General features: G+C 69.9%; 15 protein-coding genes. 5 read left to right on the top strand and 10 right to left on the bottom strand.

What is annotated here, in order from left to right:
- The first annotated feature begins 14 nt into the window (after positions 1-14).
- From QP090_RS11965 to QP090_RS11980, 4 genes are all read left to right on the top strand, one after another.
- A complete protein-coding gene (locus tag QP090_RS11965; RefSeq protein ID WP_285938825.1) occupies positions 15-827 on the top strand; it encodes a helix-turn-helix domain-containing protein in 813 nt (270 codons plus the stop codon).
- A complete protein-coding gene (locus QP090_RS11970; RefSeq protein WP_285938826.1) occupies positions 824-1,006 on the top strand; it encodes a DUF397 domain-containing protein in 183 nt (60 codons plus the stop codon). Before QP090_RS11965 ends, QP090_RS11970 begins: the two co-directional genes overlap by 4 nt.
- A 357-nt stretch (positions 1,007-1,363) precedes the next feature.
- Entirely contained in the window at positions 1,364-1,690 is a 327-nt protein-coding gene (locus tag QP090_RS11975) for a hypothetical protein (RefSeq protein ID WP_285938827.1), read from the top strand.
- A 110-nt stretch (positions 1,691-1,800) separates the two neighbouring features.
- A complete protein-coding gene (locus QP090_RS11980; protein ID WP_285938828.1) occupies positions 1,801-2,097 on the top strand; it encodes a hypothetical protein in 297 nt (98 codons plus the stop codon).
- A 50-nt stretch (positions 2,098-2,147) separates the two neighbouring features.
- On the opposite strand, the gene QP090_RS11985 is transcribed toward QP090_RS11980, so the two are convergent.
- The 8 genes from QP090_RS11985 to mshD form a co-directional block, all read right to left on the bottom strand.
- The gene (locus tag QP090_RS11985) at positions 2,148-3,197 is read right to left on the bottom strand and encodes a CU044_5270 family protein (protein WP_285938829.1); all 1,050 of its coding nucleotides are present in this window, start codon (positions 3,195-3,197) and stop codon (positions 2,148-2,150) included.
- Positions 3,197-3,802 (bottom strand): RNA polymerase sigma factor, encoded by a 606-nt coding sequence (locus QP090_RS11990; RefSeq protein ID WP_285938830.1) that lies wholly within the window; start codon positions 3,800-3,802, stop codon positions 3,197-3,199. Before QP090_RS11990 ends, QP090_RS11985 begins: the two co-directional genes overlap by 1 nt.
- 247 nt (positions 3,803-4,049) lie before the next feature.
- Positions 4,050-4,505, bottom strand: coding sequence for a hypothetical protein (locus QP090_RS11995; protein ID WP_285938831.1), 456 nt, complete (start codon positions 4,503-4,505; stop codon positions 4,050-4,052).
- A gap of 386 nt (positions 4,506-4,891) precedes the next feature.
- The gene (pstB, locus tag QP090_RS12000) at positions 4,892-5,668 is read right to left on the bottom strand and encodes a phosphate ABC transporter ATP-binding protein PstB (protein ID WP_285938832.1); all 777 of its coding nucleotides are present in this window, start codon (positions 5,666-5,668) and stop codon (positions 4,892-4,894) included.
- A 60-nt stretch (positions 5,669-5,728) separates the two neighbouring features.
- Positions 5,729-6,634, bottom strand: coding sequence for a phosphate ABC transporter permease PstA (pstA, locus tag QP090_RS12005; RefSeq protein ID WP_285940063.1), 906 nt, complete (start codon positions 6,632-6,634; stop codon positions 5,729-5,731).
- A gap of 5 nt (positions 6,635-6,639) precedes the next feature.
- The gene (pstC, locus tag QP090_RS12010) at positions 6,640-7,656 is read right to left on the bottom strand and encodes a phosphate ABC transporter permease subunit PstC (protein WP_432763051.1); all 1,017 of its coding nucleotides are present in this window, start codon (positions 7,654-7,656) and stop codon (positions 6,640-6,642) included.
- 56 nt (positions 7,657-7,712) lie between these two features.
- Positions 7,713-8,819, bottom strand: a complete 1,107-nt coding sequence (gene pstS, locus QP090_RS12015) for a phosphate ABC transporter substrate-binding protein PstS (RefSeq protein WP_285938833.1) — start codon at positions 8,817-8,819, stop codon at positions 7,713-7,715.
- A 421-nt stretch (positions 8,820-9,240) separates the two neighbouring features.
- The gene (gene mshD / locus QP090_RS12020; protein ID WP_285938834.1) at positions 9,241-10,134 is read right to left on the bottom strand and encodes a mycothiol synthase; all 894 of its coding nucleotides are present in this window, start codon (positions 10,132-10,134) and stop codon (positions 9,241-9,243) included.
- A gap of 126 nt (positions 10,135-10,260) precedes the next feature.
- On the opposite strand from mshD, the gene QP090_RS12025 reads away from it, so the two are divergent.
- Positions 10,261-11,937, top strand: a complete 1,677-nt coding sequence (locus QP090_RS12025) for a bifunctional metallophosphatase/5'-nucleotidase (RefSeq protein ID WP_285938835.1) — start codon at positions 10,261-10,263, stop codon at positions 11,935-11,937.
- Between the two features lie 103 nt (positions 11,938-12,040).
- On the opposite strand, the gene QP090_RS12030 is transcribed toward QP090_RS12025, so the two are convergent.
- On the bottom strand, positions 12,041-13,207 hold the full coding sequence (locus QP090_RS12030) for an inorganic phosphate transporter (RefSeq protein ID WP_432763034.1): 1,167 nt from the start codon (positions 13,205-13,207) through the stop codon (positions 12,041-12,043).
- Positions 13,204-13,821 carry a DUF47 domain-containing protein gene (locus QP090_RS12035; RefSeq protein WP_285938836.1) on the bottom strand — a complete coding sequence of 206 codons (618 nt, stop codon included), beginning with the start codon at positions 13,819-13,821 and terminating at the stop codon, positions 13,204-13,206. The genes QP090_RS12030 and QP090_RS12035 overlap by 4 nt, the downstream gene beginning before the upstream one ends.
- Positions 13,822-14,206 lie beyond the last annotated feature (385 nt).

The following is a 14,206-nucleotide window of genomic DNA, read 5'->3' on the forward strand; positions in this document are numbered from 1 at the left end:
CATTGGGAGTCGCCATGACTGTTAGTGACGAGCTGGACCCGGGCCGTTCACTCTGGCACTACATCGCCGTTGAGGTGCGTCGGCAGCGCACAGCACGAGGGCTGTCCGGCAACAAGCTGGCGGGACTCATCGGCTGCGACCGTTCCTATGTTTCCCGGGTTGAACACGGGAGACTGCATCTCTCATCGCCGTACGCGGCCAAGATCGATGAGCTGTGGGAGACAGAGGATCAGTTCGCGACGCTCGTGCACTTGGCGGAAGCCTCGGATGACGGCGACTGGTTCACGGGCCTCACGGAGTACGAGGAAAGAGCAACGCGTCACCGGATGTGGGAAGCGATGCTTGTGCCTGGACTGCTACAGACTCCCGAGTACGCGCGGGCCGCGCTCACCTCGGGACTCATCGACGGGGTTGAGGAAGCTCTTGCGAAACGACTTGCCCGACAGGCGGCCGTCTTCGAGAAGGCCAAGACCCCGTTGATCTCCGTCGTGCTCAACTGGGTGGTGCTCGCGCAACCCGTGGGCGGCGCTGAGGTCATGCACGGCCAACTGACGCGTCTCCTTGAGATCTCAGAGAACCCGGGCGTCAGGCTTCGAGTCCTTGAGCGTGAGACCGGGGCACACAACGGCCTAGACGGTTCGTTCAAGCTCCTTACGGTGGATGATAGAGATATCGCCTTCGCGGACGCGCCGGAGAAAGGCAGGCTCATGCTCTCCGCGCCGGACGTGCAGCGCTTCGCAGTAAGGTACGACCGAATCAGCGACATTGCCGCACCGATCGGGCCAAGCCGGGACCTGGTTCGCAGAGCTTTGGAGAGTTACACATGATCGTTTGGCGCAAGGCGAGCCGGAGCAACACGACCGGCGGTGACTGCGTGGAGGTTGCGCCGCTTCCGGGAAACGTCGGCGTGAGGGACTCCAAGGACCCCGACGGCCCGCGCCTCGCGCTCTCCCCGGACGACTGGCGCGCCCTGGTCGCGCGGCTCAAGCGCGAGGACACGGTCTAAGCCACAGCACACGAACCCCCGGACGCCACCTCTGGTCGTTGCCGGGGGTTCCGTGCGTTCGTGGGGATGCCACGACAGCGGCGGAGCGGATCGACGCCCCTCTCAGGCACCGGATATATCAGGCTCGTGGTCGCTGAGGGTATGGCGGACGTACCCGCGTTGTGGCTGGCTCGTCGGCGTGAGTGGAGCAAAGATGAACGGCAACGGCTCCCCTCCGACAGAAGGACGATGACCGATGGGCAAGCACGGGAAGACGGTGGACTGCTCCGCATGCAAGGGGACGGGCAAGCAAGAGGTCGGCAACAACGGCACGACGCGTGAGATCACATGCGTGGTTTGCAGCGGTACGGGCAAGGTATGACCGATCGCCTTGAGTGCCCCGATTGCAGCGGTACCGGTGAGCAGAAGTTCGGGCCGCTGACGGTGTCGTGCCTGTTCTGTCGGGGCCTCGGCTATGTGGGCGACGACAACGAACCGGCCACGCGCGATGAGGTCGAGTCCGAAGACGTCCATCCCATGACGGCGACCCCGGCATGGGATCAGCCTGGCGGGGATCGCGTGTCCGGGTGCCCTCAGTGCCTGGGCACCGGGCGCGTGATCAGCCTGGGCGGGGACGTGCGCGGCGGCGTACCGACTCAGATGATCCAGACCGCATGTCCTTCGTGTGGCGGGGAAGCCAACTAACCCGTATTTCAAAGTCCGGCCCGGCGCCCTCGCCTGGCGGCTCGGACGCCGACTGTGCTCGGGCGAGCGCGACATCGCTTCGCGATCTGGCCGATGGGGCTCGCCTCCCGGTGAGCCTTGCGCGCGGCCGGTCCGGCGGCCTCGGCGGCCAGGGCCGCGCTCTGCTGCAGAGCGGCGCGGTGCAGTGCGAGCGTGGCGGTGACGCGGACCGAGTGGCCCTGGCCGCGGCGGATGGTCCGCCCGGCGTCGATGGCCCGGCGAACGGCCTCGTCGCCGGCGGTGCGCAGGTGATCGGCGAGCAGGCCGGGCAGGCCGGGCACTACGTGCAAAGGCGTGACTATGCGCTCGAGTGCCGCCGGTCCCGCCGCGCCCGTTCCTGGGTGTGGGCGCGGCGGGCCGGTGCCTGATGAGGGCCGCGTAGCGCCAGGACCCCCCGCGACCCTCTCCAGCCGATCGGTCAGCCGCCGGATGCGGCCGGGCAGGTGTGGCCGGAGGTGGACACCCCCGCCGGGAGACTGTCGACGACCGACGTCTTGGTCACGGCGACGTCTCCGGTCGTGGTGCCGGAGGGCGGGGTGTCGCCGGCGCCCGTCCACACGCTGCGGTGGCCGAGAAGGCGGTAGGTCTTCGCGTCGAAGATCAGGTCCTCGCGCTCTCCGGGCCGGGCGTCGAATGTCACCGCGAGTCCCGGGCGCCCGGCGGCGTCAGTTGTGCCGCCGGACAGGCGCGCTCCCTTGATCTGGCGGGCGACCGTGAACAACGCCGCTTGGACCTTGGACGGCGTCGGCGCGGAGACCAGCCCCGTGAGGTTGACCCACACGGCCTGGTCCTGGGTGAGTTCCGCCCGCTGCCCTGCGTCCACCCTGGCGGCCAAGGCGCTGCGCAGCGGCGCCGGATCGGTGGGCAGTTTCGCGTGCGCGGCGTACGGCGCGTTCGGCTCGGTGGGCTGAGAGGCACACGGCAGGAACCGCCCGCCCGTATCGATGCGCGCGAGCTGCATTGTCCGGGAGGACACCTTCCCACCCCGCAGTGGCACGACCCCGAGCAACGTGGTCCGGCGATAGACCGGTACCGCGCCATCCGCGCGCTGCCACTGTTGGTAACGCACCTTGCGGAACCAGGGGGCCGTGTCGTTGTCATTGCCCGTCGCCAGCTCCAGCGCGGTCGACTCTTGATACACGAACTGGCCGGGACGCGGCTCGATGTCCCGGCCGTCGCCCGCCGCCGCGGCGGCCCGGGTGAGCAGCTCGGCGGCGTTGGCCGGCGCTGGACCGGGACCGTCCCCGCTCGGCAACACGACGACGCCAGCGGTCGCCGCCGCGACCAGCGTGCCCGCCACCGCCGTCCGGATCGCCCACACACGCCGTGGCCTGCGCACACGGACGCCGTCCGGCTGTTCCCCGGACCGCGTCTCCTCCAGCAGCCGCTCTCGGACCGCGGCTAGCCGAGCGGCGCTGGGCTCGGCGGCCTCGCTCCACAACTCCCGCACCTCATGCAGGTCATTCATCACTTGATGTCTCCCTTCTGGTCATGGACGGAAGTCGGATTCACTCCGCCGAGTGCCCGCTTCACCCTTGTCCGGGCTCGGTGCAGCCGGGACCGGACCGTTCCCACCGGCAGCCCCAGGGCGTCGGCGACCTGCTCATAGGACAGGTCGGCCCACGCCACCAGCAGCAACACGTCCCGGTCGCGGGTCGGCAATTCCGCGATCGCCTGGGCGAGCCGGCGCCCGCTCATCTGGGCGCTCGCCCGCTCGACCGCCCGTTCGGCGACGCCGACGGCCGCGTCCAGCAGCACTCCGGTACGAACGAACGTCCGATAGCGGCTCACCTCGGCGCGTCGATGCCTGCGGATGAGGTTGGAGGCGATCCCGTACAGCCATGGCAACGCCTCAGCGCGACCGAGGTCGTAGCCGGCCCGCTGCCGGAACGCCACCAGGAACGTCTCAGCAACGATGTCGTCGGCCTCGCCGTCCCCGAGCCTGCGCGCCGCGTACCGATGCAATTGCGCGCCGTACCGGTCGAACAGCACGGCGAACCGCTCCGGCTCCCGCCAGGAACGCTCGATCTCCTCGGCGTCACTGCTCGGCAAGACCTCCCCGACAGCGGTCATTGCGTCGCTCTTCACAGACCGGCCCTCCTTGATCGCTGGCAACAACACCTCTCTTTTGCCAGCCGGCCCCAAGAAGGTTCACGCCCACGCTCTCAATCCTGAACAGCCCCTGGTCGTGGCGATCGGCCGCGCGAGAGGTCGGGCGCACGGTGGTTCGCCTTACCGCTGGGACCTTTGCGACTGAACCTCAACATCGTCCGTAACCGGGCATCACACAAAGTCCGCCAGAACCGCTTACCGATGCACGTCACAGCCCGGACCTCGCTACGCGCCCCGATCCGAAAGGTCCCCGGTCGGGGTGCCGACCGGTGTCTGGCGGCTCGCGCGGGTGGGTGCGCATGTGGGAGGGAGCCTCCACCGCCGCCCGAGCCCTCCAGGCCGCCAGCACCTTGGGCGCCACATCGGCGAACAATCCCTCCGGCAACCCGATCGACCGCACCGCTTCCAGCCTGCGGATCTCGGTCATCATCGACTCCAGACTCACGTTGCCCGGAGCCGACTTCACCAGCGCGAGCACGCTGGAGCCGGCGTCATCCGCGGCCATCGACCCTTCGGCCGTGTGCTCCTCCGCCGCGCCGGATTCATCGTCGGCGTGATCGCCGATGCCGACCAGGGCGCAGATGCGCTGCGTGGCCGCCGGACTCAGCCGCGAGGCGATCCGCGCCGACCACGTGACCTCCGCGTTGTGCAGAGCAGAGGCCACGATCCGGGAGACCCGCCCCCGGAGTCGGCGGCTCGATCCGCTCCTTACGCAGATGCTTGAGCAACTCTTCCCGAACCTGCTCCGATCGACGCTCGGCGTGAGCGACGGTCTCGGTCAGCCACACCGTGACCTTCGCCGCGTCCGCGGTCGTGCAGACACGAAAGCCCGGGTGCGTGCGGATCTGACTGCGGTGACTCGATCGTGGAACCGGACCACTCGTAGAATCCGAGCTCCGCGGCAGGCACCTGGGCCTGCTCGGCCACATGCTCGACGACCTCGTCGGCCAGCTCCGAACGTCCTCGCGGGAAGCGCCCGTGCTGCGTGGAGAACTTCAGCAAGATCAACGCCGTTTGGGGCTCACGACGCGGTTCTTACCAGCTCCCCGACTAGCCGAAGCGGCCGGTGATGTAGTCCTCGGTGCCCTTCTGCTCCGGGTTGGTGAAGATCTTGCTGGTGTCGTCGATCTCGATCAGCCGGCCGGGCTCGCCGGTGCCGCCGATGTTGAAGAAGGCGGTGCGGTCGCTGACGCGGGCGGCCTGCTGCATGTTGTGCGTGACGATCACGATCGTGTAGCGGCTCTTCAGCTTGGCGATGAGGTCCTCGATCGCCAGGGTGGAGATGGGGTCCAGCGCCGAGCACGGCTCGTCCATCAGCAGCACCTGGGGCTGGACGGCGATCGCGCGGGCGATGCACAGGCGCTGCTGCTGGCCGCCAGACAGGCCGGCGCCGGGCTTGGCGAGGCGGTCCTTGACCTCGTTCCAGAGGTTGGCGCCCTGGAGCGACTCCTCGACGATCTCGTCGAGGCTGCTCTTCTTGCGGACGCCGTTCAGCTTCAGGCCCGCGGCGACGTTGTCGTAGATCGACATGGTGGGGAACGGGTTGGGCCGCTGGAACACCATGCCGACCACGCGCCGCACCGCGACCGGGTCGACCGACGAGGCGTACAGATCCTCGTCGTCGAGCATCACCTTGCCCTCGACGCGGGCGCCGGGGATGACCTCGTGCATCCGGTTCAGGGTGCGCAGGAAGGTGGACTTGCCGCAGCCCGACGGCCCGATGAACGCCGTCACAGAGCGCGGCTCGACCGTCATCGAGATGTCCTCGATGGCGTGGACGCCGCCGTAGTAGGCGTGCAGTCCGGAGACTTCGATCCGCTTGGCCATGGGGAGGATGCTCCTGTTCGGGTCGTTCGCAGGGGTCGGGGACGGGCTCGGCGGCCCGGGTCAGCGGCCGGCCGGTTTGAAGCGCCGCGCGACGAGCCGGGCGGCGAGGTTGAGCAGCATGATGATCAGGATCAGCACCAGCGCGCCGGCCCAGGCCCGGTCGATGGAGTTCTGGTTCGGGTCGGCGGCCTGGTCCCAGATGAAGGTGGGCAGCGACGCCTGGGGGCCCGCGAACGGGTTGGTGTTGATCGCCTTGGTCACGAAGATGGTCAGCAGCAGCGGCGCGGTCTCCCCCATCACGCGGGCGACGGCCAGCATCACGCCGGTGAGGATGCCGGGCAGCGCGGTCGGGAGCACCACGAAACAGATCGTCCGCCAGCGCGGGACGCCCAGCGCGTAGGACGCCTCGCGCAGGTCGTTCGGCACCAGCTTGAGCATCTCCTCGGTCGCCCGGACCACCGTCGGGATCATCAGGATGGTCAGCGCGAGCGCGCCGGCGAAGCCGGAGAAGGAGAACTGGAGCGCCAGCAGCCACAGGGCCAGCACGAACAGCCCGGCGACGATCGACGGGATGCCGGTCATCACGTCCACGAAGAAGCTGATCACCCGGGCGAGCCGGCCGCCGGCGCCGTACTCCACCAGGTAGACGGCGGTGAGCACGGCGATCGGGACCGCGATGACGGTGCTGATCGCGACCTGTTCGAGGGTACCGACGATGGCGTGGTAGGCGCCGCCGCCGGCGTCCTTGCCCGCGACGCCGTTCATGGAGAACTGGAAGAACGTGGCGTCGAAGCGGCCCAGGCCGTTCTTCAGCACCGTCCACAGCACCGAGACGAGGGGGACGAGCGCGAGCAGGAACGCGAGGTAGACCAGCCCCTGGACGGTCCGGTCCTTGACCTTGCGGCCGAGCGACACCGAGCCGAGCGAGCCGCGCCCGCTCGCGGCGGGCTGCTTCGAAGTGGACAGGGAGGTCACACGAACTCCTTGCGGCGGGCGACGACCGCCCGAGCGGCCATGTTGACGAGCAGGGTGATCACGAAGAGCACCAGGCCGGAGGCGATCAGCGCGCCGCGGCCGGTGACGCTCGCCTCGCCGAAGCTCTTGGCGATGTTGGCGGCGAAGGTGCTGCCGCCGTCCTCCAGGATGTGGATGTTGATGCCGGGCACGAAGGTCAGCACCATCGCGACCGCGATCGTCTCGCCCATCGCGCGGCCGAGGCCGAGCATCGAGGCGCCGATCATGCCGGACCGGCCGTACGGGAGCACCGCGAGCCGGATCGTCTCCCAGCGGGTGGCGCCGATCGCCAGCGCCGCCTCCACGTTGGCCCGCGGCACCTGGACGAACACCTCGCGGGAGATCGAGGAGATGATCGGCAGGATCATGATGGCCAGCACCACCGCCGCGGTGAAGATCGAGTTGCGGCCGGGGCTGTCGCCGCCGAACAGCGGGATCCAGCCGAGCGCGGTGTTGAGGAACGAGCTGACGCCCTCCATGTGCCGCGACAGCAGAAGCAGCCCCCACAGCCCGTACACGATGCTCGGCACCGCGGCCAGCAGGTCGACCACGTAGCTGAGCGGCGCCGACAGCCGGCGCGGCGCGTAGAAGCAGGTGAACAGCGCGATCCCGATCGCGACCGGGGTGGCGATGACCAGCGCGAGCAGCGAGGAGATCACGGTGCCGAAGGCGAGCTGCGCGATGCCGAACCGCGGCGGCAGGGCGTTCGGGTCCCATTCCTCGGCGGTGAGGAAGCTCGCCTCGTTCCGCTGGAGCGCCGGGACGGCCTTCCAGATCAGGAAGATCGCGATGGCCGCCATGATGACCAGCACCAGGATGCCCGAGCCGCGGGCGGCGGAGACGAAGATCTTGTCACCGGCGCGTCCGGTGCTCATGCGCCGGCCGGTGGCGCGATGTCTGGCGCCGACGTGCGTCTCGACGCCGGTGTCGCTGCTCACGGGGGGTCCTCCTCGGGGGCCGTCGGCGGAACCCAGACCGGCCCCGCCGCCGGTTCCTCCGGCGACGGGGCTGCTGGGGTCGTGGTCAAGGGTCAGGACAGGGCCTGCACGGACGCCTGGACCTTGGTCAGCACGCTCTGCGGGAGCGGTGCGTACCCGAGGTCGTTGAGGATCTTCTGGCCGTCCGCGCTCGCGGTGTAGGTGAGGAACGACTTGACGAACTTGGACTGCTCGGCGGGCAGGCCCTTCTCGCAGGCGACCTCGTAGGTCACCAGGACGATCGGGTAGGCGCCCGCCTCCTTGGTCGTGTAGTCGATCTTCAGCGCGACGTCGTTGCCGGTGCCGACCACCTCGGCGCCCGCGACGGCCTTGGACGCGCTGTCCGGCGAGAGCTCGGTGTACTCACCGGCGCCGTTCTTGACCTGCGCGGTCTGGAGCTTGTTGGAGGTGGCGTAGGACATCTCCACGTACGAGATCGCGCCGGCGGTGCTCTTCACCTGCGACGAGACGCCGTCGGACTTGTTGGCGCCCTGGCCGGTGGCGTTCGGCCACTTCTTGGCCTTCTCCCAGGTCCAGATCTTCGGCGCGGTCGTGTGCAGGTAGTCGGTGAAGTTGTCGGTGGTGCCCGACTCGTCCGCACGGTAGACCGGCTTGATCGCGGTGGCGGGGAGCTTGGCGCCCTCGTTCTCCTTGGCGATCGCCGGATCGTTCCAGGTCTTGATCTTGCCCGCGAAGACGCTCGCGATGGTCTCGGGCGAGAGCTTGAGTCCGTCCACCCCGGCCACGTTGTAGACGACCGCGACCGGGCCGACCACCATCGGCAGGTTGAGCGCGTTGCCGCCCTGGCAGCGCTGCTTGGCGGGGGCGACCTCCTCGGGCTTGAGCGCCGAGTCCGAGCCCGCGAAGGCGACCTGCCCCGAGGTGAACGCCTGGATGCCGGCGCCCGATCCGCTCGGGTTGTAGTTGAGGTTGGCCCCCGCGCACTTCTGCGCGTAGATCTTGGTCCATTCCTCGATCGCGTTCTTCTGCGCGCTCGAGCCGGCCGCGTTGACCGTCGCCTTGGCGCAGTCGATGTCGCCGGTCGGGGCGCTGCTCGCGCTCGGGCCGGAGTTGTTGTTGTCGCTCCCGCACGCGGTAAGGGCCAGCGCCCCCGCGACGACCACACCGCCTAGGGCGGCCAGTCGAGAACCGTTCTTCACCGGAGGGTCTCCTCTAAGTTTCGTCGGGCGGCTCCCCGTCCGGTAGCCGGAGCAGTTTGTCCAGGTAATGGGGGGACCGTCGGATGCGACGCTAAGCAGGGGAGATGTCCACTCACCCTGATCCAGGTGAACGGAACATGAACCGAGCCGGGCAGAGCCGCGAAGAGTGCCCCGCCTGGCCGTGGCCACCGGGTTAACACCGCAGTTCAGGCCCTACACAACACCCGATATACCGGACATTTCAGGCGCATGGCGGGTACGCGTCCGGGGGTCTGGAGTGGCCCACTCGGTACGAGCAGATCCTGGAGGGACGGATCTGGGGAGGAGCTGGGGAGGAGCTGCCGCTGGAACTGCCGCTGGGCCGGCGCCTCGGCCCCTGAGGCCGGGTCTCAGAGGGCCGCGGGGCGTGCAGCGGCCCGGATCACCTGTCGCCGGACGGGTCCGTTCCGTACATGACGTCCACGGCGTACCTGGTGAAGCCGAGCGACTCGTACAGCCGAACGGCGGCGATGTTGGACTCGTCCACGTACAGCATGATCTGCGGGACGCCCCGGTCGCGCAGATGGTGCAGGCCCACCAGGGTCAGCGTGCGGCCGAGGCCGAGGCCCTGCGCGGACGGGTCGACGCCGACCACATAGACCTCGCCGGTCCCGTCCGGGTGCGTCTTGGTCCAGTGGAAGCCGACCGTCCGGCCGCCGCGCTCGGCGAGGAAGAAGCCGGCCGGGTCGAACCACTCCTCCCGCTCGCGCCGGTTCAGGTCGTCGAGCGTCCAGGCGCCCTGCTCGGGGTGGTCCGCGAACGCGCGGCGGTTCACCTCCAGCCACGCCTCCTCGTCCCGTCCGGGCTCGAACGCGCGGATCAGCACCCCGTCCGCGACGGTGGCCGCGGGCAGCGGGGCGGCGGCGGGACGGCGCATCTGGAACAGCGCGCGGGCGCGGCCCAGCCCCTCGGCGGCGGCGAGCTTGGCGGCGGCGGGCAGGTCGCCGTGCGCCCACACCCGCAGGGGGCCGCCCGCCTCGGCGCGCAGCGCGCGGAGCAGGGCTCGGCCGTACCCGCGGCGGCGGTGCCGAGGATGGACGACCAACTCGCCCGCGGCGCTCTCCTCCGGGGTCGCCGGATCGAGGCGGGCATAGGCGACGATCGCGCCGTCGAGGTCGATCGTGAGGCCGGGTCCGCCGGAGCGCAGCCCCAGCAGCCCGTGCTCCGACAACGGGCCGACGCCGTCGGCGGAGTCCGCCTCGTCCACCAGCGCCAGCACCTGGGCGATCTCCGGCTTCTCCAGCGCCCCGCGCTCCCGCACCCGCGACTCACTCATGATCGCCAGCCTATGCGGCGGGACGCGCGATCCGTCCGGGCGGTCCCCCCGCCGCTGACCGAACCATCACGGAACCGTCATGATGTCGCGGGGAACCGTATGCCGGAGCCCTCCTATCGTGCCGGAATGACTCGACGACGCCTCACCGCGGCCTGCGCCGCCGGGCTGACGGCCGCGGGCCTGGCCGCGCAGCCGGCCGCCGCCCGGCCCGCCCCCACCGCGTCCGTGCGGCTGCTGTCCCTCAACGACTTCCACGGCAACCTGGAGCCGCCGGCCGGCAGCTCCGGCACCGCCATCGACGAGACCGGCGCGGCGGTCCCGGCGGGCGGCGCCGCCTACATCGCCACGCACCTCAAGCGGCTGGCGGACCGGCGCACCCTCACCGTCGCGCAGGGCGACCTGATCGGCGCGTCCCCGCTGATCTCCGCCGCCTACCACGACGAGCCGTCCGTGCAGTTCATGGGCGACATGGGGGTGACCGCGTCGGCGGTCGGCAACCACGAGTTCGACGAGGGCTACCAGGAGCTCCAGCGGATCCAGAACGGCGGCTGCCACCCCAAGGACGGCTGCACGCCCGCCGGCAGGTGGAAGGGCGCGAAGTACGACTACCTCGCCGCCAACGTCCTGACGGAGAAGGGCGGCGAGCCGATCCTCAAGCCCTGGACGATCCGCCGGGTGAACGGGGTGAGGATCGGGTTCATCGGCGTCGTCACCAAGACCACGCCGTCCATCGTCACCGCCGAGGGCATCAAGGGCCTGCGGTTCGACGACGAGGTCGCCGCCGCCGACCGGTCCGCCCGCGAGCTGAAGAAGCGCGGCGTGCGCGCGATGGTGCTCCTCGTGCACGAGGGCGACCAGGTGAAGGCGGGCCAGCGGCCGGACGCGTGCGGCGTGGAGCCGGGCGCCGGGACCCGCATCGCCAAGGACGCCGACCCTGAGATCGACGTCGTGCTGTCGGGGCACACCCACCAGCAGTACGTGTGCTCGGTCACGGACCCGAAGGGACGGCCGCGACTGTACTCGTCCGGCTCCTCCTTCGGGCGCGTCATCACGCAGGTCGACTTCAAGGTGGACAGGCGGACCGGCGACATCGTCCGGTCCACCCTCAAGGGCGACAACCACGTGGTCACCCGGGACGTCCCGGCGGACCCGAAGACCGAGAGGTTCGTCCAGACCTGGAAGGAGCGGGTCGCCACCATCGCCGACAAGCCGATCGGGAAGATCACCGCCGATCTGACCCGGGCCCCGTCCGCGTCCGGCGAGACCGCCCTCGGCGACGTCGTCGCCGACGCCCAGCTCGCCTCGATGAAGGAGCAGGGCGCCCAGGTCGCGCTGATGAACCCGGGCGGCGTCCGCGCGGACCTGGTCTACAAGGCGAGCGGCTCCGAGGGGGACGGCGTGGTGACCTACGGCGAGGCGTTCGCCGTGCAGCCGTTCAGCAACGTGATGGGTATGACCTCGCTGACCGGCGCGCAGCTCGACGCGCTGCTGGAGCAGCAGTGGACGGCCGCGGGCGAGAAGATCCTCCAGCCGTCGGCGGGCCTGCGCTTCACCATCGACCGGTCCAAGGCGGTCGGCGACCGCGTCTCGACCATCACGGTGGACGGCGCGGCGGTCGACCCGGCCGCCACCTACAAGGTCGCGGCCAACAACTTCCTGCTCGGCGGCGGCGACGGCTTCAGCACCTTCACCGAGGGCAAGGACCAGGTCCTCGGCCCGATCGACCTGGACGGCTTCGTCGCCTACCTGGCCGCCAACCCGTCCATCACCCCGCCGGCCCTGGACCGCATCTCCGGCAAGTGACCCCCGCCCCGCGGATGACCCGCGCCGGCAAGTGCCCCCGCGCCGGTCCCGCGCGTCCCTGCGGCCCGCCGAGGAGGGCGGGCCGCCGGGGCGCGGGGCGGCGTCAGGCGCCGAACATATGGACCAGGTAGTAGACGACGGCGGCCACGGCCGCCGCCATCGGCATGGTCAGCACCCACGCGACGACGATGTTGCCCGCGACGCCCCAGCGCACGGCGGAGAGCCGCTTGGTGGCGCCCACCCCCATGATCGCCGAAGTGATCGTGTGGGTGGTGGAGATTGGAGCGTGCCAGACGTAGGCGGTCACGTAGAGGACCACCGAGGCGGTCGCCTCGGCGGCGAAACCCTTGGGCGGATCCACTTCGATCACCTTGCGGCCCAGCGTCCGCATGATCCGCCAGCCGCCCGCGTAGGTGCCCAGCGACAGCGCGCCGGCACACGCGACGATCACCCACGGCGGCACCGAGCCGCCGTCGGAGTGGCCGGTGGTGACCAGCGCGAGCACGATGATGCCCATGGTCTTCTGCGCGTCCTGAAGACCGTGCCCGAGCGCCAGCGAGGACGCCGACAGGGTCTGCGCGATGCGGAAGCGGCGGCCCACCCGGGCCGGCTGGGACCGCCGGAAGATCCACAGGATCGCCACCATCACCAGGTACGCCAGCACGAAGCCGACGATCGGCGACACCACCATCGGCACCGCGACCTTGTCGACGACGCTGGTCCAGTTGACCTTCGACGCCGAGGCCAGCCCGGCCCCGACGACCCCGCCGATCAGCGCGTGCGAGGACGACGAGGGCAGCCCGAAGTACCAGGTGATCAGGTTCCAGGTGATCGCGCCGAGTACTCCGGCGGCGAGCACGGTGAGCCCGTGCAGCCCGCTCGGCGGCGTGATCACCTCGCTGACCGTCTTGGCCACCTGGACGCCGAGCAGCGCGCCCAGCATGTTCATCACCGCGGCCATCAGCAGCGCCACCCGCGGCGTCAGCGCCCGGGTGGACACCGCCGTCGCGATCGCGTTGGCCGCGTCGTGGAACCCGTTGGTGTAGTCGAACACCAGCGCGATGACCACGACCAGCACCAGCACCGCCGCCTGCGCGTCGGACCGCAGCCCGACCGCGCCGGCCGCCATGACCAGCAGGATGCCGATCAGCAGGCCGAGCCACGCCTTGCCCGGCACCCGCCGGGTGGCCTGCTCGCCCAGCGTCTGGTCGGCGCCGGTCGGCCCGTCCTCGGTCACGGTGGTCACGCCCGGCTCCCCGGACGTGCTCATGATTCCTTGACCGAGATGGTCTCGACGGTGTTGGCCACATGCTCGAAGGCGTCGGCCGCGTCCTCCAGCCGGTCGATGACCTCCTTGAGCTTGAGCACCATCAGCGTGTCGTACTCGCCGCTGAACAGGTGCGCCAGCAGCTTGCGGTAGACCTGGTCGCCCTGGTTCTCCAGTCGGTTGATCTCGATCCAGTACTCGTTGAGCTCCTTCATGGAGCGCAGCCGGGGCATGGCCTCCGCCGTCAGCTCGGCGGCCCGCTCCAGGACCTCCACCATGTGGACGATGCCCTTGGGGAACTCCTCGATCTTGTACAGCACGACGAGGTCGGCGGCCTCTTCCATCTCGTCCATCACGTCGTCGATCGTCGAGGCCAGTCGGTAGATGTCCTCGCGGTCGAACGGGGTGATGAACGTTTCGTTCAGCCGGCGCATGATCGCGTGAGTGCATTCGTCGCCCGCATGTTCGCAGGCGCGCATCTTCTCCGCGATCGCTTCCCGGTCAGCGCCGTCGCTGATGAGCTCCACGAGCAACCTGGCGCCGGTGACCAGGTTGTTCGCCGAATCGGCGAACATGTCGTAGAAGCTGTCCTCACGCGGCGTGAGACGCAAGCGCACGTCGTTCTCCTGATGTGCCGGAACAGTCCGCAGAGGATCGTAGGCGCTACCGGCCGTAAAGAGAACCTTTGCCCCAGCTTCGGCCGGTGTCCCCCATCCTCTCACCTACAAGGTTGCCCTAGATCACCAGGTGCACACCCGCGGCGCGCAGCCCCGTCCAGGCCGCGTGATCGCGCTCCGGTGGACGGGGCGCCCACACGGAGAGTGACCCCTGCCACGGGTGACATTCGTTACATCATCCCGGATCCGGCCGTGCCCGCCACGGCCGCCGCGTCCGCGGTGCACCCAACGGGAGGTCGGACGGGTCGCCGGGGTCCGGGGCGGTCACCAGATCCCGCACGCGACCGGTCACCTTCCGTGACGAGACGTCCGGCGGCGGGCCGCC

It is taken from the genome of Actinomadura xylanilytica (assembly GCF_030283145.1).
GTDB lineage: Bacteria > Actinomycetota > Actinomycetes > Streptosporangiales > Streptosporangiaceae > Spirillospora > Spirillospora xylanilytica.